This is a genomic window from Sphingopyxis lindanitolerans (assembly GCF_002993885.1).
In the GTDB taxonomy this organism is placed as follows: Bacteria; Pseudomonadota; Alphaproteobacteria; order Sphingomonadales; family Sphingomonadaceae; genus Sphingopyxis; species Sphingopyxis lindanitolerans.
Window position 1 is genome coordinate 681,626 of the sequence record NZ_CM009578.1, and the last position, 18,414, is coordinate 700,039.

The window sequence follows — 18,414 nt, forward strand, 5'->3', positions numbered from 1 at the left end:
GAACTGACATCATGGAGAACGACAGATGTTGACCGCGAAGCAGCATGAACTGCTCCACTTCATCCAGCAGCGCCTCGACGCGAGCGGCATTTCGCCGTCGTTCGAGGAGATGAAGGAAGCGCTCGGCCTCAAGTCGAAATCGGGCATTCATCGCCTGATAAGCGCCTTGGAAGAAAGGGGCTTTCTCCGCCGCCTCCCCAATCGCGCCCGCGCGCTTGAGGTGCTGAAGACGCCCGAGGGCGTGAAGGCTCCGGTGCCGGGCGATCGCGACAATATCGTCCCGCTGCGCAAGCCCGCCCCGGCGCTGCGCCCGATCGCCGCAAACGACATCATCGAGGTGCCGCTGCACGGCAAGATCGCCGCGGGCGTGCCGATCGAAGCGTTCGAGGATCACAACCAGCTCGCGGTTCCCGCCGCGCTGCTCGGCGCGGGCGAACATTATGCGCTCGAGGTGTCGGGCGATTCGATGGTCGAGGCGGGCATCTTCGACGGCGATTATGCGCTGATCCAGAAAGCCGACACCGCGCGCGAGGGCGATATCGTCGTCGCACTGGTCGACGGGCAGGATGCGACGCTCAAATATTTCCGCCGTGAAGGCAAGATGATCCGGCTCGATCCGGCCAACAGCGCCTATGAGCCGCAGCGTTACGAGGCCGCGCGCGTCATGGTGCAAGGGCGCTTGTCGGGACTGCTTCGTCGTTACCACTAAGCTGGTCGGGCTGGCGCCACGGATGCTCGTCGCCCGCGCGGCGCACGGCGACGACCCGCGGCCTGCCCGCCAGATAGATCGCCAGCCCGCCGCTTTCCGCCAGGCTGTCGCGGCCGATCGTCAGCCAGCGCCCGACGCATTCGCGCGGTAACCAGCGGTCGCTGATCACGACATCGGCGGCGTCGCAGGCGGCCGCCATGTCGGCCCCTTCGATCCGGTCGCGGCCGCGCGAGGCCAGGATGACGCGCTGCGCGCCGTCAACGCCCTGGCGCCAGCGGCAGAAATCCACATTGCATTCGACATGGTCCAGATCGGCGAGCGCGCCGAGCGGGGTGTCGATCCCCGCCGCCTCGCGCATCGTATCGCGCACGAAATCGCCGGCGCGATCGCGCAGCAGCGCATAGCCGCCGCCGGGCGCCGCCGCCGCGATGTTGCGCCCGTCGCCGGTGATCAGCAGGTCGGGGCGCGGCTGCGCAAGCAGCGCCGCGATACCGATCGCCAGCGGCACCGCGCCGGCCCGGCGCCAGCGCGTCCGCCAGAGGAGAATCCACAGCCCGCCGCCGACCGTCAGCGCAAAGCCCCAGCGCGGAAAGATCGGCAGCGTCGCGACCGCCCCCGGCGTGCCCGCCACCGCATGCGCGAGCGCGATGAGCAGGCGCAGCGCATGGTCGGCAACCCACCAGAAAGGCGCGCCAATGCCGATACTGTCGAACAGCAGCCCCGCCGCTTCCATCGGCATGATGACGAAGGTCGTGAGCGGGATCGCCACGACATTGGCAAGCGCGCCATAAAGCCCCGCCTTGTGGAAATGGAACAACGCGATCGGCGCCAGCGCGACCTCGACGACCAGCCCGGTGATCAGCAGCCCGGCCAGTCCCCGCCCCCATCGCCGCGGCAAACCCTCGTCGCGCCGCGCGAGGAAGCGCCGCATCGTCGGGCTTTCGTGCAGCGCAACGATCGCGGTCACCGCCGCGAAACTGAGCTGGAAGCTCGGCCCGGCGAGCGATTCGGGACGCCACAGCAACACGATCAGCGCCCCCGCCGCGACCAGCCGCAAGGTCAGCGCCTCGCGCCCCATCAGGAAAGCGACGAGGACGAGCAGCGCCGCGATCAACGACCGCAGCGTCGGCACCTCGGCCCCCGCCAGCCAGGTATAGCCCGCCCCGGCGAGCGCCCCGGCCGCCGCCGCGATCGGCAGCACATATCCTTCCAGCGCCAATCGCCGGCTGAGCGCGAACAGCCGCATCGCGACGAGCATCGCGAAGCCGATCACCGCGGTGACGTGCAGCCCGCTGATCGACAGCAGGTGCGCCAGCCCGGCGCGGCGCATCGCCTCGTCATCCTCGGGCGAAATCGCGCCGCGGTCGCCGGTGACCAGCGCCGCCGCGATCCCGCCCGGCGACCCCGCCACCTGGCCGTGGATATGCGCGCTCAATCGCGCGCGCAGCGGCTGGCTGCCGCCCTTCGCGCCGGGCCGCCGGGCGACGTCGCCCAGCACCGTGCCGACCGCGCCGATGCGGTCGAACCAGGCGCGCTGCGCGAAATCATAGCCGCCGGGCAGACTCGCGGTCGGCGGCGGCATCAGCCGGGCGCGCAGCCCGACGAAATCGCCCGGCGCGATATCGCCGCTATCGCCATCGCGCATCGTCAGCCGAACCCGCGGCGGCAAATCGGATCGCCGCAACGGACGGGCGATCAGCCGCGTCTGGCCGCGTGCGGGCAGCGGTTCGACCGCTTCGATCTGCGCCGAAAACGCCGTCACCGCGGGCTGCGCCAGCACCGGCGCCGCAAGCCACAGCGCGCGAATCCAGATCAGGAGGATCCCCGCCGCCATCGCCGCGCAGCCGATCGCCGCGATCCGGCCCAGCCGTCGCTGCCACCCGGCCAGCACCCCCGCGAGCGTCCCAGCGGCCAGCAGGAAAAGCAGCCCGATCCACTGCATCACCGTCGGCAAGGCGAACCAGAAGGCGATCCCCGCGCCGAGCGCGACGGGAAGCCAGAGCCCGATCCGCTCGCGCTCGGCATCGAGCCATGCCTCGATCCGCTCCGAAACCCGGCGCAGGCGGCTGGCGGCGCGCGCGCATATGGGCGTTTGAAGCGGCCTTGTCGCCATGCTAGGGGCTGCCCCGATCCTGCCTCTGCAAAGGCAGCAACCTGTTTGAAAGAGGCCATGGTGGCAACCGAAAACCCGACCAGATTGGCAGAAGCGACCGGCACAGCCGTGGTGACGCGCTTCGCCCCCTCCCCGACCGGCTATCTGCACATCGGCGGCGCGCGCACCGCCTTGTTCAACTGGCTGTTCGCGCGCCATCACGGCGGCCAATTCCTGCTCCGCATCGAGGATACCGACCGCGCCCGCTCCACCGACGCCGCGATCGACGCCATTCTCGACGGGATGAAATGGCTGGGCCTCGATTGGGACGGCGAAACGGTGTTCCAGTTCGCCCGCGCGCCGCGCCATGCCGAGGTCGCGCACGACCTCCTGGCAAGGGGTGAGGCCTATCGTTGCTACCTGACCCAGGACGAACTCGCCGCGATGCGCGCCGAGGCGCAGGAAAAGCGCGTCCCCTTCCGCGTCCGCAGCCCGTGGCGCGACCGCGACGATGGCGATCCCGCGCTTCCCCACGTCATCCGCCTGCGCGCGCCGCAGGAAGGAGAAGTCACGATTTCCGACCGCGTCCAGGGCGAGGTCACGGTCCAGAATGCCGAACTCGACGATTTCATCCTGCTGCGCAGCGACGGCACGCCGACCTATATGCTCAGCGTCGTCGTCGACGACAATGACATGGGGGTCACCCACGTCATCCGCGGCGACGATCATCTCAACAACGCCTTTCGCCAGCTTGCCCTCCTTCGGTCGATGAACTGGCGCGAGCCGGTCTATGCGCATGTCCCGCTGATCCACGGCGCCGACGGTGCGAAGCTGTCAAAGCGTCACGGCGCGCTCGGCGTCGATGCCTATCGCGACGAGATGGGCTATCTGCCCGAGGCGGTGAACAATTATCTTCTCCGCCTCGGCTGGGGGCATGGCGATGATGAAATCATCAGCCGCGAGCAGGCCGTCATATGGTTCGACCTCGACCATGTCGGCCGCTCGCCGTCGCGCTTCGATTTCAAGAAGCTCGAAAATCTCAACGGCCATTACATCCGTGAAGCCGATAACGCCCGCCTCGCCGATCTCGTCGCGCCGCGCGTCGAAACGGGCGTCGGCCGTGCGCTGGACGCTCCCGACCGCGATCTCCTCGCCCGCGCGATGGAATCGCTCAAGCCGCGCGCCAAGACGCTCGACGAGATTGCCGAGGGCGCGCTGTTCCTCTTCGCGGCCATGCCGCTGGCAGTGGACGAAAAGGCCGCACAGGTGCTAAAGGACGCGCCGGAGGGAGTGCTCGCCGGCATCACCGAAAAGCTGCGCGGGCTGAACGACTGGAATGCGGGCGATATCGAGGCTGCGGTTCGCGAGACGAGCGAGTCGGCCGGAATCGGGCTCGGCAAGCTCGCGCAGCCGCTGCGCGCCGCGCTGACCGGACGGACGGTATCGCCGGGAATTTTCGATGTGTTGCTGCTGCTCGGCCGCGACGCGAGCCTGGCGCGACTTGACGCAGCGCACAATTATCCGGCAGGGGCGTAGCCGCAACGCCTCCCGCCCTAAACATCAGGGGAAAAAAATGACCGATATCGCAAAAATCACCCTGGGCGACACCACCGTCGAAAATCCGGTGCTCAAGGGCACGGTCGGCCCCGATGTCGTCGATATCCGCAAATTCTATGCGCAGACCGGCGCCTTCACCTACGATCCCGGCTTTACCTCGACCGCGAGCTGTGAATCGCAGATCACCTATATCGACGGCGACGAGGGCGTACTGCTCCATCGCGGCTATGCGATCGGCGACCTCGCCGAACATTCCAGCTTCATGGAAACCTGCTACCTGCTGCTCAACGGCGAACTGCCGACCGGCGACGAACTGGGCAAGTTCACGCACACCATCACCCGCCACACGATGGTCCACGAACAATTATCGACCTTTTTCCGTGGTTTCCGCCGCGACGCGCACCCGATGGCGCTGATGTGCGGCATCGTCGGCGCGCTCAGCGCCTTTTATCATGATTCGACCGAGATTCACGATCCGCACCAGCGCATGATCGCGAGCCATCGGCTGATCGCGAAAATGCCGACGATCGCGGCGATGGCGTATAAATATTCGGTCGGCCAGCCCTTCGTCTATCCGCGCAACGACCTGTCCTACACCGGCAATTTCCTGCGCATGACCTTTGGCGTCCCGGCCGAGGAATATGAAATCGTTCCCGCCGTCGAACGGGCGCTCGATCGCATCTTCATCCTCCACGCCGATCACGAACAGAACGCCTCGACCTCGACCGTCCGCCTGGCCGGTTCGTCGGGCGCGAATCCCTTTGCGTGCATCGCGGCGGGTATCGCCTGCCTGTGGGGCCCGGCGCACGGCGGCGCGAACGAGGCGGCGCTCAACATGCTGCGCGAAATCGGCCGCCCCGAACGCATCCCCGAATATCTCGCCCGCGCCAAGGACAAGGACGATCCGTTCCGCCTGATGGGCTTCGGTCATCGCGTCTATAAAAACTACGACCCGCGCGCGACCGTGATGCAGAAAACGGTTCGCGAAGTGTTCGACGCGCTCAAGGTCAACGACCCGGTCTTCGAAGTCGCATTGCAGCTCGAGGAAATGGCGCTCAACGACCCCTATTTCATCGAGAAGAAGCTGTTCCCGAACGTCGATTTCTATTCGGGCGTCATCCTGTCGGCGATCGGTTTCCCGACGACGATGTTCACGGTGCTGTTCGCGCTCGCCCGCACCGTCGGCTGGGTCGCGCAGTGGAACGAAATGATCTCCGACCCCGCTCAGAAAATCGGCCGTCCGCGCCAGCTCTACACCGGCCCGGCGCACCGCCCGTTCGTGCCGGTGGATCAGCGGTAAACATCGCATCGAAAACGAGAAAGGGGCCGTTCCGCGGCCCCTTTTTCTTTGCTGTTTTCAACCGGAAGGCGACCTGTCCATCATCGTCACCCCGGGCTTGACCCGGGGCCCGCCTGTCTTGAAGGAATGGGCGGATTCCGGGTCAAGCCCGGGATGACGGGATCCAAGGTAGGGCGACATCCGCACCCACCGTAAAGAAACGGCTACGCCTCGTCCCGCGCCGGCAGGCTCAGCGTAAACCGCGCGCCCTGCCCCGGCGCGCTTTCGACCGTCAGGTCGCCGTCCATCGCCCGCGCCAGCCGCCGCGCGATATAGAGGCCCAGCCCCGATCCGCCGCTGTCGGTGCGGCCGAGCCGTTCGAATTTCTCGAATACCACCGCCTGCTGCTCGCCCGAAAGTCCCTGCCCCTGGTCGGCGACGGTGAGCATCGCGCGGTCGCCCTCGCGATCGACGCGAATCCAGATTTGCGACTCTTCGGGCGAATAGCGGATCGCGTTGCCGAGCAGATTGAGCAGCACCTGCAAGACGCGGCGGAACTCGCCGGTCGCGGGCATCTTGTCATCGACCTTCGGCGCGTCGATGCGAATGGTCTTTTCCTCGGCCTTCATGCCAAGCAGGCCGACCGCGCGGCGCGCGAGGTCGCCAAGGTCGATTTCGTCGGCCGCCGCCTTGAACCCGGGACGCTCGATATTCTGCAAATCGGCGAGATCGTCGACCAGCCCGAGCAGATGGCGCCCGGCGTGCGCGATATCGCCGGCATAGCGCGCATAATCGGCGCGGATCGGCCCGTCGAACTGGCCGTGGATCGTCTCGGCGGTCGCGATGATGCGGCTGAGCGGCCCGCGCAGCGCGCCGTCGATCCGGCGTCCGAATTGCGGGTCCGACAGCGGCAGCGAGCCGAAGGCGGGGTCGGCGAGCGCGGCGGTCGCGCCGCTGGCGCTTGCCGCGACCTCGCGCTCGACTTCGACCTCGCCGCGAAAGCCGGTGAAACGCCCGGTCGCATCGAAGATCGGCCCGGCGGCCAGCACCATCGCGATTCGTCCCGCGGGGCCGTCGGCGCGCACGCGCTGCCCTTCGAAGCGCGATTGGCTCGCCAGCGCGCGCAGCACGGGAAAGCGCCCCTGCTCGTCGGGCTGAAGTTCGAACAATTCGGACAGCGATCGCCCTTCCCAATCGTCGGGAACCGGCGGCGCATCGTCGCTGCCGCGTAGCGCCACCATCCGCAATTGCTGGTCGCACTCCCACGTCCAGCCGCGCGGCGACGGGGCCGGATCGGCGGTCGCCGCCTGCGGCATAGGCATCGCCCCGGCGCGCCAGTCGCTGATTTCGAGGCTCGCGCCGTCGCCATCGGGCAGGACACGGACCAGCGCATGAATATCGCTATGATCGTCGGCGGTATAGAGCGGGCGCGAAATGTCGCGTTGCAGCCGCTGCGCCAGCGCGACAAGCCGCGCAAGGTGCGGCAGCGCGAGCGGCTTGCCGATCCCGGCGCCGGCGCGCTTCTGAAGGCGCAGCAGCGGGGCGTCGGCGCTGACCAGTGCCCCGGCGCGGTCAATCCGTCCGCGAATGACGCGCTCGCTCATGGGCTGCCCTCTCCGTCGGCGCGCGCCGGAAGCGCGGCGAGCGACGCTTCGAGCGGCGCCAGGGCCGCGCGGTCGAGGCGCAGCGGCGCGAGCAGGGCCGGCAAGGCCGCCGGCGCGGCGCCGAGCAGCGCGAGCGCCATGTCGGCATAGCGCCGCCGATGTTCGCACGCGGCGAGCGCGATCAGCGCGGGCCAGTCATGCCCCGCGATCGCCGCCGTCGCCGCTGCCGCGACTTCCGACGCGGTGCCCAGCGACGCATGATAGGCCAGCGCGGCGCGGTCTATCCCCTGCGTGGCCGGATGATGGTCGAGCGCGCGCTGGACGAAATCGTCGGGACCGAAGGCCGACACGCCTTCCTTCCCCGGTTGAGCCACGCGCCACGCCGCGATGTCGCCGAGCAGCGCGCGAAGCAGGTCGCGATCGGCATCGGCAAGCGCGATGCGCGGCTGGCCGCGCGCGTCGAAGCGCCGCCGGTCGGCGATCTGGAGCGCCAGATAGGCGCGGTCGACCTTCGGCGGCACGTCGCCCGTGGCCGCCACCGCCTCGGGGTCCGCGGCTTCCTCGGGCGCCGCCGCGGGCGGCATCGTCCGCATCGCCGAATGCTCGCGCCAGCGATGCTCCTCGGCGCGCGCATAGCAGGCCGCCGCCAGCCGCGCCGCGGTCGGCAGTCCGCCGTCGAGCCAGTCGTGCCACAGCAATGCGACGTCGATCTCGTCCCCCGGCGCGCGCGCGGCATCGGCGACCAGCCGCCGCGCGATGCCCAGCGACAGCGCGCGCTGCTCCTCGGTCAGCCGGCCGGCCATCGGCGCCGCCAGGAAACCGGCAAGTTCGCGCAGGCGCGCCGACAGCGTCGGCGACGGCAGTTCGATGCCGGGCGAGGAAAGGGATTCGGCCATGCACGCCCGCGATAGCAGCCTGTCGTTAATAGGCGTTAAACCTTGAAGCGCTTTGTTTCGGAGCGCTTTCCGGAAAGCTACCGAGCCTCCGGCCGCCGCGCGAGGCGGAGCCAGATCATGATCTGGAACAGCGCCAGCAGCGGCAGCACCGCGAACATCAACGTCGCGAAGTCGAACAGCAAGGCCGGAACCAGCATCATCCATGCCTGATCGGCGTCGGGAAGCAGCCAGTGGAAGCGGCGCTTTTCGCCCGAATCCTCATAAAGCCAGCGCGCAAGCAGGATCGTCGCCGCCAGGCAGGGCGCGAGCGCGGCCTCGGAGAAGCGCGGCATCAGATGGTCGGGCCCGCCGAGCGACAGCAGCCACGGAAAAAGCGCCAGCAGCAGCCAGCCGAAGCTGCGGATGACGTGGCGCGTCCGGTCCTGCGCCGCGCTTTCGGCACGAAAGGCGGAAAGGAAGCGCATCGCGGCGAGCCCCAAACCGCCAAACACCGCGACGATCGCCCCCGCCGCGGCCAGGCCATCAGCGGCGAGAAGCGCCACACAGACCCACAAAAGCGCCGTGATATAAGGAAGATAGCGCGCAGTCTTGGGAGAGCGGACGAGCAAGGGTCCGACCAGCCGCACCAGCGGCATCATGATCGCCGAACGGCCGAGCCCCATGCCGCCATATTCGACCTGTTGCAGGCTCGATTGTTCGATCAGCGCCGCGGCCCTGCGGTCGGCGACGATCGCAATCTCGCCCTGTTCGAACAGCGCCGGTTCGCAATAGAGCCGCCGCGCGCCCGCCTGCACCGCCATGCGGAGCAAGGTCAGCATCATGTCCCATTCGCCGGGCATCGCCGCCAGTTCGGCCGCCATCGGCTGCGAGATCGACGCCAGCCCGCCCCAGCGCCGCGTCGCGTCGATCCGCTCGAACCCTTGCGTCAGCACGGTATCGCCGGTGACGAGGATCGCGGGCGATCCGGGCTTGGCGATCGCCGCATAATGCGTGCCCCCGGCGCGCAGGCCATCGGCGACGAGGAGGATGCGGTCGTCGCTCTCGACCAGCGCGACCAGGTCGGCGGCGGCGCGCACCGGCGTCACTTTCAGCCCGCGGCGGCGGATGCGGTCGCAAACGCTCAGCAGTTCGGCGGGCACCGCCGCGACCGCGACCGCGATATGGATCACACCGACATCGGCGAGCCGCGCCGCCTGCCGCTCGATCAACGTCTCGCCCGCCACCGACACGAGCGCGCGCAGCGACCCGTCGGGCAAGTTTTCGCTCGCGCCGACAAGCGCGATCAGGGCCACCGGCGCCCCCCAGGCAGGCAGTTGGTCATCATCGGCCAGCTTTACGGGCGGAGGCGCGATTGGCAAGCGGCTTGTCGCGCGTCATGACGCCATGCAAAGGCACGCAAAGTCACCGGCTTTCAGCCTGCTCCATCCCTTGCGTGTTCGTCATGCTGAACTCGTTTCAGCATCCATGGCCCGGCCCCTCCTTCTGCGCCGCGCGGGTTTCGAGAGTGGGCCATGGACCCTGAAACAAGTTCAGGGTGACGAAGCCCGGAGAGCCGGGGGCTCAACCCGACGTCTTCCGTCAAAAATTCTGCCCGAAACGCCCCGAATCGCTGGCCTTTAGACCCGCCATCGGCTAGGCAAAACCCATCTCCCGATAAGCAGAAAAAAGGCCGGGCTTTGACCGAAGAAAATCCGCAATTGCCGCCGCCCACCGACGGCGTTTCGCCGATCAACATCGTCGATGAAATGAAGACCAGCTACCTCGATTACGCGATGAGCGTGATCGTCAGCCGCGCGCTGCCCGACGTGCGCGACGGCCTGAAACCCGTCCATCGCCGCATCCTCTATTCGGCGTTCGAGAGCGGCTATGTCGCCGGCCGGCCGTATCGCAAGTCGGCGCGCATCGTCGGCGACGTAATGGGTAAATATCACCCGCACGGCGACAGTTCGATCTATGACGCGCTCGCCCGCATGACGCAGGACTGGTCGATGAGCGTCCCGCTCGTCGACGGCCAGGGCAATTTCGGCTCGATGGACCCCGATCCGCCGGCGGCGATGCGCTACACCGAATCGCGCCTCGCCAAGGTCGCGAACACGTTGCTCGGCGACCTCGACAAGGACACCGTCGATTTCCAGCCCAATTACGACGGCTCGGAGTCCGAACCGACCGTCCTCCCCGCGCGCTATCCCAATCTGCTCGTCAACGGCGCGGGCGGGATCGCGGTCGGAATGGCGACGAACATCCCGCCGCATAACCTCGGCGAAGTGATCAACGCGACGCTCGCGACGATCGACAATCCCGCCATCACGCTCGACGAGTTGATGGCGATCATTCCTGGGCCCGATTTCCCGACCGGTGCGATGATGCTGGGCCAGGGCGGCGCGCGCCTCGCCTACGCCACGGGCCGCGGCTCGATCATGATGCGGTCGACCTATGTCATCGAGGAAAGCCGCGGCGACCGCCAGTCGATCGTCCTCACCGCGATCCCGTTCCAGGTCGGCAAATCGGGTCTCGTCGAAAAAATCGCCGAAGCTGCGCGCGACAAGCGGATCGAAGGCGTCGCCGACATCCGTGACGAATCGAACCGCGAGGGCGTCCGCGTCGTCATCGAGCTAAAGCGCGATGCGACGGCCGAAGTGGTTCTCAACCAGCTCTGGCGCCACACCCCGGCGCAATCCTCCTTCCCCGCCAACATGCTGGCGATCCGCGGCGGCCGCCCCGAAATGATGGGGCTGAAGACGATCCTCGAGGCGTTCATCACCTTCCGCGAGGAGGTGATCACCCGCCGCTGCAAGTTCGAGCTTGGAAAGGCGCGCGATCGCGCCCACATCTTGCTCGGCCTCGTCGTCGCGGTCAGCAACCTCGACGAAGTCGTCCGCATCATCCGCGGTTCGGCCAGCCCCGCGCTGGCCCGCGATGCGTTGCTGGCGCGCGAATGGCCGATCGGCGACATCGCGCCCTATATCCGCCTCGTCGAAGCGATCGAGGGAGAGGTCGACGACAGCGCCACCTATCGCCTGTCCGAAGTCCAGGTGAAGGCGATCCTCGACCTGCGTCTGCATCGTCTGACCGCGCTCGGCCGTGACGAAATCGGCAAGGAACTCAAAGAACTGGCGGACGAGATTGAGGAGCTTTTGAGTATCCTCGCCAACCGCGACAAACTCGTTGCCGTCATGTGCGAAGAGTTGATCGCGGTCCGCGACGAATTTGCCAAACCGCGCCGGACGCAGCTCGCGCCCGCCGCCGACGGCATCGACGACGAGGATCTGATCGAGCGCGAGGAGATGGTCGTCACCGTCACCCTCGACGGCTATATCAAGCGCACCCCGCTCGACACCTTCCGCGCCCAGCGCCGCGGCGGCAAGGGCCGCGCCGGCATGGCGACGAAGGACGAGGATGTCGTCACCGAACTCTTCGTCACCTCGACCCACACGCCGGTGCTCTTCTTCTCGACTATGGGCAAGGTCTACCGCATGAAGGTGTGGCGCCTGCCCGAGGGCGGGCCCGCGACGCGCGGCCGTCCGATGATCAACCTGCTGCCGCTGGCGCAGGGCGAAACCATCTCGACCGTGCTGCCGCTGCCCGAGGACGAGGGCGAATGGGGCAAGCTGCACGTCATGTTCGCAACCGCCAAGGGCCATGTGCGTCGTAACAGCATGGACGCCTTCACCAACGTGCCCTCGAACGGCAAGATCGCCATGAAGTTCGAAGGCGAGGATGAGGACGACCGGCTGATCGGCGTCGCCCTGCTCGGCGAAAACGACGATGTGCTGCTCGCGACGCGCCAGGGCAAGGCGATCCGCTTTGCGGGCGACGATGTCCGCGAATTCCAGAGCCGCAATTCAACCGGCGTCCGCGGCATGCGGCTCGCCAGCGGCGACGAAGTGATTTCGCTGTCGATCGTCCATCGCGGCGGGATGCGCGACCAGGACGAGCGCGAGGATTATCTGCGCTTCGCCCCGTGGAAGGCTGAAAAGGAAGGCACGCCAGCGATGGACGCCGACCGCTTTGCCGAGCTTGCGGGCCGCGAACAATTCATCCTGACCGTCTGCGCCAACGGCTATGGCAAGCTGTCGTCGGCCTATGAATATCGCCGCACCGGCCGCGGCGGCCAGGGGATCACCAACATCGACAATATCGCCCGCAACGGGTTGGTGGTCGCCAGCTTCCCCGCGACGCAGGCGCACCAGTTGATGCTGGTCACCGACCAGGCGAAGCTCATCCGCATGGGCCTCGACAGCTTGCGCGTCATCGGCCGCGGCTCGGCGGGCGTGCGCCTGTTCGACGTCGCCAATAATGAGCATGTCGTCTCGGCGGCGCTGATCGAGGACAGCGACGAGGAAGAGGGTGAAGACGGCGACGGCACGGCCGAAACCCCGGCGACGGAGGCTCCTTCGGAATGACCGCCGCGACGGCCTTCAAGGTGCTGACGCACCAGCAATGGGCCGATTTCGAGCGCGAGCGCGTATTCCGCGGCGCCCCGGTCGATATCGCCGACGGCTATATCCACCTGTCGACCGCCGAGCAGCTCGAAGCCACGCTGGCAAAGCATTTCGCCGGACAAGGCGACCTGATGATCGCCGAAATCGACCTCGCCCAGTTCGGCGACGCGGTGCGGTGGGAGGAAGCCCGCGAAGGCGCGCTCTTCCCCCACCTCTACGCCGAGCTGCCGATGCACGCGGTGGTGGGACTGCGAAAGCGGGATTGACGGCTGGCGGCATAGAGACGTTACCAGAGGACGGGTTTCGCCACCATCAACCAGAACACTGCCATCAGCCCCAGAAATGCGGGCCAGCCCAGCGCGAACCAGAGCCGCATGGCGCGGTGATAGTCCTGGTCGAGCAGTGTGCCGTTTTCGGCGGCGGTTTGCGCGAGGCGCTGCGTCTTGATCTGGAGCCATACCACCGGCACCCAGCAGAGAAATGCGATCGCATAGAGCGCATAAGCCGCCACCAGCCACGATTCGAACAGAGAAAAGCCTGCAAGATGGACTAATACGACCCCGCTGACGGGCTGCAGGATTCCGCTTGTTCCCGTGAATATCCAATCTGCTCTGACCACCATCCTGCCGACGCGCGAAATCAGCGCGGGGTCGCCGGTGAGATGGGCATTCCAGAAATACCAGGCGGTGCCTGCGCCGAAGCCGAATAATACGGTGCTGCTGACGATGTGCAGCCATTTCCAAAGCAGATAGGGGTCCATCAACGCTTGTCCCCGATCACGCCGTAAATGGCGATGGCCACCATGATCGGCAGGTTTTTGATCAGCGAACCCAGCGGATCAAGCCATTGTAGCGGCAACGCAAGGCCGATAACGACAGTATAGCCAAGCACTACGGCCAATTGCACGCGCGCTGTCCGCATGGCCGAACGCGCGAGCAGCAGATGCGCGGCGATCGCGATATCCAACAGGCTGCTGCCGATCCGTAGAGGATCCGCCCAAGCCGAAGACAATCCGATGCCATCGGCAAAGGCCTTCGCCTGCTCCGCTCCATGTCTCAGCCCCATCCAGGCCGAAATCAGCCACATGAGAAGGAGCGCGGCCTTGAGTACGGGAACGAGAAAGAACAGCCTTGCGTGCCAGCGATCCTGCACCTGCGCCGGGCTGTCGCGCAGCGCATCGTCGAGGCTCCGCGGTGTAAAGCCGATGGCCTTTACAAAGGCATCGCCATCTCCGGCATTGCCCGCCACCATCTGAACCAGGCTGTTGGTCGAGATGGGGCCGTCGCCGGCCCTGTCGCCGATCCATCCCAGCAATCGCATCAGCGGCATCGGTACATGCACGAAGCGGGAAGAACCAAAGCCCAGCCACGCCCGATACCGGGCAAGTATATCCTTCAGGCTCATCGTATCCGGCCCGGCCGGCTCGAGCGTTTTGCACGACGCTATGCCGCCCTCGCACGCGATCCGCACCGCGCGGGCCAAATCCCGGACGTGGATCGGGGAAAATGTGAAATCCCCCGAATCGGGCAACGGCACAGCCAGCGGCAGGCCCGCCATACCTCGGATCAACGATGTTCCCCCGTAACTCCCATCGCCATAGACGAGCGATGGCCGAAGAATGACCCACTCAACGCCGGAGGAGCGAAGCACCGCCTCGCCCGAAAGTTTGGACAGCGAATAATCCGTCGCGACATCCGGGCGCGCACTGATGGCCGAGATCAGCACGGCCCGCTTTACTTCAGCCCTCGCGGCGGCTTCATAAAGCGCCTGCGGCATGTCGACATGGATCATATTCATGTCCCGCCCACGCAGCACCCCTGCCGCGTTGACGACAGCGTCTACTCCGTCGAGATGGCCCGACCAATCTTCGGCACGAAGCATATGGGCGAGGTCGAGCGCGGCAAACCTGGCCGCCGGAAACGCGACGATCAAATCCTGCCTCGGCCGGATCACCCCCACAACATCATGTCCGGCAGCGAGCAAATCGGACATAATATGACGGCCAATAAATCCGCCAGCGCCAAGCAATAATATTCGCATGAATCCCCCGTCGGCTTTCCTAGCACCGGCTCGAAAACGAATGAAGACCAGCTGATGGATTTCCATTGTAGCTTACTCGCGGGCCACCCCGATTGACCTCCCGCCCCGATCGTCGCACCATCGCGCCATGACGCTCCACATCACCCCCAGCGGTCAGGCGTGCGGCGCCCGCGTCACCGGCATCGACCTGACCCGGCCGCTCGATGCCGCCACCATCGCCGACATCCGCGCCGCGTGGCTCGACCATCATGTCCTCGCCTTCCCCGATCAACGGATGAGCGACGACGATCTCGAACGCTTCACCGCTGCGTTCGGCGGCTTCGGCGACGATCCCTTCATCAAGCCCATCCCCGGCCGCGAGCATGTCATCGCGGTCAAGCGCCGCGCCGACGAAACCGCGCCTTTGTTCGCCGAAAATTGGCACAGCGACTGGAGTTTTCAGGCGCATCCGCCCGCGGGAACCTGCCTGTTCGGCATCACCATCCCGCCCGTCGGCGGCAACACCGAATTTGCCAACCAGCACACCGCGCTCGACGCGATGCCCGCCGATCTTCGCGCGCGCGTCGAGGGATTGCAGGCGATCCACAGCGCCCGCGGCGGTTATGCGCCCTCGGGCATGTACGGCGCCAAAGACCAGGGCCGCAGCATGGACATCCGCTCGGGTGACGAAGCGCTGGCGACCCAGCGTCACCCCTTCATCCGCGCGCACCCCGAAACCGGGCGCCAAGGCCTGTTCGGCTGCGCGGGCTATATCATCGGCTTCGACGGGATGGACGATGCCGAAGCCGTGCCGCTGATCGTCGAGCTGCTGCAATGGCAGGGGCGCGAGGAATTTCGCTACAGCCATGCGTGGGAGCCCGACATGCTCGTGATGTGGGACAACCGCTCGCTGCTCCACCGCGCGACCGGCGGCTACGACGGCCACGACCGCCTGCTCCACCGCACGACGATCGCGGCGTGGGAGGGTCAGGCCTGACGATCGCTTTGAGGTGGAGGCGGACGCCCCCTTTTTCGTCATTCCCGCGAAAGCGGGAATGACGAGGTTATGAGGCACAAAGCGTCAATTATCGACCGAAAACCGCTCGATCAGTCGCGCGCTCCCTTGGCGAGCGTGCCGACCACCCCCCACGCGATCAGCGCCTGCCCCGCGAAATAGAGCGGCCAGACGAACCACAAAGTGACGTCCCTGCTCAGCGCGCCGCCCTCGCCCGCAAAAATGAACAGGTCGCTGGCGAGGAACAACATCGCGCCGATCCCGGTGCGATAGCGCGGAAAGCGGCTCGCCCAGGCACTCGCCGCCATGGCGGCGACGAGCGCGGTATAGCCGACCGCCGCGCCCATCTGACCGGCTTCGCCGTGCCGGGTCAGCGCCCAGGCGATCGCCAGCGCCAGCGGCACGACGGCAAGGACGAGCAGGCGCTGCGACCCCGTCAGCACAGGTCGGCGATTGCGCAGATAAAGCGTGATGGCGATCACGTGTCCGATCGCAAAGGCGGCCGCACCCTGCAGCAGTCCGATCGCATCGAGCATCCAGTCGCCGAGCGCCCCGAAACCGAGCGCGGCGGCGATCAACCGTCCGTCGGCGTTCCGCGCGTTGACCGCGGCCCAGATCGCCAGCAACGCGACGCCCGATGTCTTCCACAGGTCGACGGCGGCGCCGTCCCAGCGCTGATGAACCGCGACGAAAAAGCTGATCCCGCCGACCAGCGCCGCGAGCCACAGCCAGCGCGCGCGATCCCAACCTTGCTCTTCGTTCATCATCCGCCCCTTTGCATCTTGTCCGTAACCGGACTAGTGCGCGGCGCACCCAGTGCAAGTCAACGGATAGGGTAAATGACCCACGACATTCACATCATCGGCGGCGGCCTCGCGGGCTCCGAAGCGGCATGGCAACTCGCCGAGGCGGGCTATCGCGTGCGCCTGTCCGAAATGCGCGGGGGCGGCGACATGACTCCGGCGCATCAGGGCGACACGCTCGCCGAGATGGTCTGCTCGAACAGCTTTCGCAGCGACGACGGCGACAGCAACGCCGTCGGTCTGCTCCACCGCGAAATGCGCAGTCTCGGCTCGATCATCATGCGCGAGGCCGATGCGACGAAAGTTCCCGCGGGCTCGGCGCTCGCGGTCGACCGCGACCTCTTCTCGGGCGGCGTCACCCGCGCGCTGTCGGCGCATCCCAACATCGCCATCGTCCGCGAGCGCGTCGATACGCTTCCCGACGACGGCCTGACCATCGTCGCGACCGGCCCGCTCACCGCGCCCGGCCTCGCGACCAGCATCGGCGCCGCGACCGGCAAGGACGCGCTCGCTTTCTTCGATGCGATCGCGCCGATCGTCTACCGCGACAGCATCGACATGGACGTCGCCTGGATGGCGAGCCGCTGGGACAAGGTCGGGCCGATCGGCGACGGCAAGGATTATATCAACTGCCCGATGGACAAGGACCAATATCACGCCTTCGTCCAGGGGCTGATCGACGGCGACAAGACCGATTTCAAGGATTGGGAGACCGACACCCCCTATTTCGAAGGCTGCATGCCGATCGAGGTGATGGCCGAACGCGGGGTCGAAACATTGCGCTTTGGCCCGATGAAAGGCGTCGGGCTCGACAATCCGCGCACCGGCCGCTGGCCCTATGCCGTCGTCCAGCTCCGCCAGGACAATGCGCTCGGCACTTTGTGGAACATGGTCGGCTTCCAGACCAAGCTCAAGCATGGCGCGCAGGTCGAGCTGTTCCGCACCATCCCCGGTCTGGAAAAGGCCGAATTCGCGCGGCTGGGCGGGCTTCACCGCAACAGTTTCATCCGCTCGCCCGAACTGCTCGACGGCCAGCTTCGCCTCAAATCGGCGCCGCATATCCGCTTCGCGGGGCAGATCACCGGCTGCGAAGGCTATGTCGAAAGCGCCGCGATCGGCCTGATCGCCGCGCGCTTCGCCGCCGCCGAACTCGGCGGCCGCACCCTGCCCCCGCCGCCCCCCGAAACCGCGCTCGGCGCGCTGCTCGGGCACATCACCGGCGGCGCCGATGCGGCGAGCTATCAGCCGATGAACGTCAATTTCGGCCTCTTCCCCCCACTCGCCGAGGAGGTGCGGAAAAAGGACCGCAAACTGGGCTATACCCAGCGCGCCGGGACGGCGCTGGCTGGGTGGATGAAAGCGGCGATTTGACCGTCGCCCCCGCCTGCGCGGGGGCGACGATGATTGGCTATCAGCAACGACACTTCGGCTTCGCGGCCCGTTTCGGCGCCGTCGTCGCAAATTCGGTGCGCGTCAGGTCGCCCGATCGGTCGCCGTCGGCCCCGGCGAAGCGTTCGCCCGTCGTCACCGCCCATTCCTCGAAGGTCAGCAGATTATTGCCGTCCTTGTCGAGCTTGCGGAACGCCGCGGTGCGCGACGACATCAGTTCGACGCGGCTGATCCGGTCGTTACGGTCGCGGTCGAAACGGTTGAAGCGCCGCTCCTCGCGCGACGCTTCCTTCGCGGCGGGGAGCGCGGGCGGCGGCGCCCCACGCTTCGGCGCCTGGGCGCCCGCTTGTGGGATTGCCGGCAAGCGCGGCGGCGGTTCGGGCAGCACCGCCTCGTCGGCGATCTGGCTATAGCCCTTCCACATGAAGAGCCCGCCGGTGAGCAAAAGCGCGCTCGCCACGCCGCCGATCAAGAATCTGGAAACCGTCATCAGCCCCTCCCGCCGAACCGACTTGCTATCATGGCCCGCCGATGGCCAACAGCTAACGCCGCCATATTGGCCGTAAATATTGATCGATATGCTTGTTCAAAATGGCCCAGATCATTGCT

General features: G+C 66.8%; 15 protein-coding genes. 7 read left to right on the forward strand and 8 right to left on the reverse strand.

The window, feature by feature from the left end; all coding sequences use genetic code 11:
* The first annotated feature begins 25 nt into the window (after positions 1 to 25).
* The gene (gene lexA / locus CVO77_RS03215) at positions 26 to 709 is read left to right on the forward strand and encodes a transcriptional repressor LexA (RefSeq protein WP_105997864.1); all 684 of its coding nucleotides are present in this window, start codon (positions 26 to 28) and stop codon (positions 707 to 709) included.
* On the opposite strand, the gene CVO77_RS03220 is transcribed toward lexA, so the two are convergent.
* Positions 663 to 2,822, reverse strand: coding sequence for a ComEC/Rec2 family competence protein (locus CVO77_RS03220; protein WP_105997865.1), 2,160 nt, complete (start codon positions 2,820 to 2,822; stop codon positions 663 to 665). The two genes, lexA and CVO77_RS03220, sit on opposite strands and share 47 nt — an antisense overlap.
* Before the next feature lie 57 nt (positions 2,823 to 2,879).
* Between CVO77_RS03220 and gltX the strand changes: the two genes are divergently transcribed.
* Together gltX and CVO77_RS03230 are read left to right on the forward strand one after the other, a co-directional pair.
* A complete protein-coding gene (gene gltX, locus CVO77_RS03225) occupies positions 2,880 to 4,337 on the forward strand; it encodes a glutamate--tRNA ligase (RefSeq protein WP_105997866.1) in 1,458 nt (485 codons plus the stop codon).
* A 37-nt stretch (positions 4,338 to 4,374) separates the two neighbouring features.
* Complete coding sequence (locus CVO77_RS03230; RefSeq protein WP_105997867.1) at positions 4,375 to 5,658, forward strand: citrate synthase; 1,284 nt, start codon at positions 4,375 to 4,377, stop codon at positions 5,656 to 5,658.
* A gap of 203 nt (positions 5,659 to 5,861) precedes the next feature.
* Here CVO77_RS03230 and CVO77_RS03235 read toward each other — a convergent pair whose 3' ends face one another.
* From CVO77_RS03235 to CVO77_RS03245, 3 genes are all read right to left on the reverse strand, one after another.
* Positions 5,862 to 7,241, reverse strand: coding sequence for a sensor histidine kinase (locus CVO77_RS03235; RefSeq protein WP_105997868.1), 1,380 nt, complete (start codon positions 7,239 to 7,241; stop codon positions 5,862 to 5,864).
* Positions 7,238 to 8,137 (reverse strand): hypothetical protein, encoded by a 900-nt coding sequence (locus CVO77_RS03240; protein WP_105997869.1) that lies wholly within the window; start codon positions 8,135 to 8,137, stop codon positions 7,238 to 7,240. The genes CVO77_RS03235 and CVO77_RS03240 overlap by 4 nt, the downstream gene beginning before the upstream one ends.
* Positions 8,138 to 8,214: 77 nt before the next feature.
* Complete coding sequence (locus tag CVO77_RS03245; protein WP_106000603.1) at positions 8,215 to 9,429, reverse strand: hypothetical protein; 1,215 nt, start codon at positions 9,427 to 9,429, stop codon at positions 8,215 to 8,217.
* Positions 9,430 to 9,813: 384 nt separating this feature from the next.
* On the opposite strand from CVO77_RS03245, the gene gyrA reads away from it, so the two are divergent.
* Both gyrA and CVO77_RS03255 read left to right on the forward strand, forming a co-directional pair.
* Entirely contained in the window at positions 9,814 to 12,540 is a 2,727-nt protein-coding gene (gene gyrA, locus CVO77_RS03250; RefSeq protein ID WP_105997870.1) for a DNA gyrase subunit A, read from the forward strand.
* On the forward strand, positions 12,537 to 12,845 hold the full coding sequence (locus tag CVO77_RS03255) for a DUF952 domain-containing protein (RefSeq protein WP_105997871.1): 309 nt from the start codon (positions 12,537 to 12,539) through the stop codon (positions 12,843 to 12,845). The genes gyrA and CVO77_RS03255 overlap by 4 nt, the downstream gene beginning before the upstream one ends.
* Positions 12,846 to 12,865: 20 nt before the next feature.
* On the opposite strand, the gene CVO77_RS03260 is transcribed toward CVO77_RS03255, so the two are convergent.
* Positions 12,866 to 13,339 (reverse strand): DUF2269 family protein, encoded by a 474-nt coding sequence (locus CVO77_RS03260; protein ID WP_192878860.1) that lies wholly within the window; start codon positions 13,337 to 13,339, stop codon positions 12,866 to 12,868.
* Entirely contained in the window at positions 13,339 to 14,685 is a 1,347-nt protein-coding gene (locus tag CVO77_RS03265) for an SDR family oxidoreductase (protein ID WP_105997873.1), read from the reverse strand. The genes CVO77_RS03260 and CVO77_RS03265 overlap by 1 nt, the downstream gene beginning before the upstream one ends.
* A gap of 61 nt (positions 14,686 to 14,746) precedes the next feature.
* Between CVO77_RS03265 and CVO77_RS03270 the strand changes: the two genes are divergently transcribed.
* Positions 14,747 to 15,595: a TauD/TfdA dioxygenase family protein gene (locus CVO77_RS03270; RefSeq protein ID WP_105997874.1), complete on the forward strand. Its 849-nt coding sequence runs from the start codon at positions 14,747 to 14,749 to the stop codon at positions 15,593 to 15,595.
* 110 nt (positions 15,596 to 15,705) lie between these two features.
* Here CVO77_RS03270 and CVO77_RS03275 read toward each other — a convergent pair whose 3' ends face one another.
* Complete coding sequence (locus tag CVO77_RS03275) at positions 15,706 to 16,377, reverse strand: lysoplasmalogenase (protein ID WP_106000604.1); 672 nt, start codon at positions 16,375 to 16,377, stop codon at positions 15,706 to 15,708.
* A gap of 75 nt (positions 16,378 to 16,452) precedes the next feature.
* On the opposite strand from CVO77_RS03275, the gene trmFO reads away from it, so the two are divergent.
* Positions 16,453 to 17,787, forward strand: a complete 1,335-nt coding sequence (trmFO, locus tag CVO77_RS03280) for a methylenetetrahydrofolate--tRNA-(uracil(54)-C(5))-methyltransferase (FADH(2)-oxidizing) TrmFO (RefSeq protein ID WP_105997875.1) — start codon at positions 16,453 to 16,455, stop codon at positions 17,785 to 17,787.
* A gap of 40 nt (positions 17,788 to 17,827) precedes the next feature.
* On the opposite strand, the gene CVO77_RS03285 is transcribed toward trmFO, so the two are convergent.
* Positions 17,828 to 18,295, reverse strand: a complete 468-nt coding sequence (locus CVO77_RS03285; RefSeq protein WP_105997876.1) for an EF-hand domain-containing protein — start codon at positions 18,293 to 18,295, stop codon at positions 17,828 to 17,830.
* Positions 18,296 to 18,414: the final 119 nt, after the last annotated feature.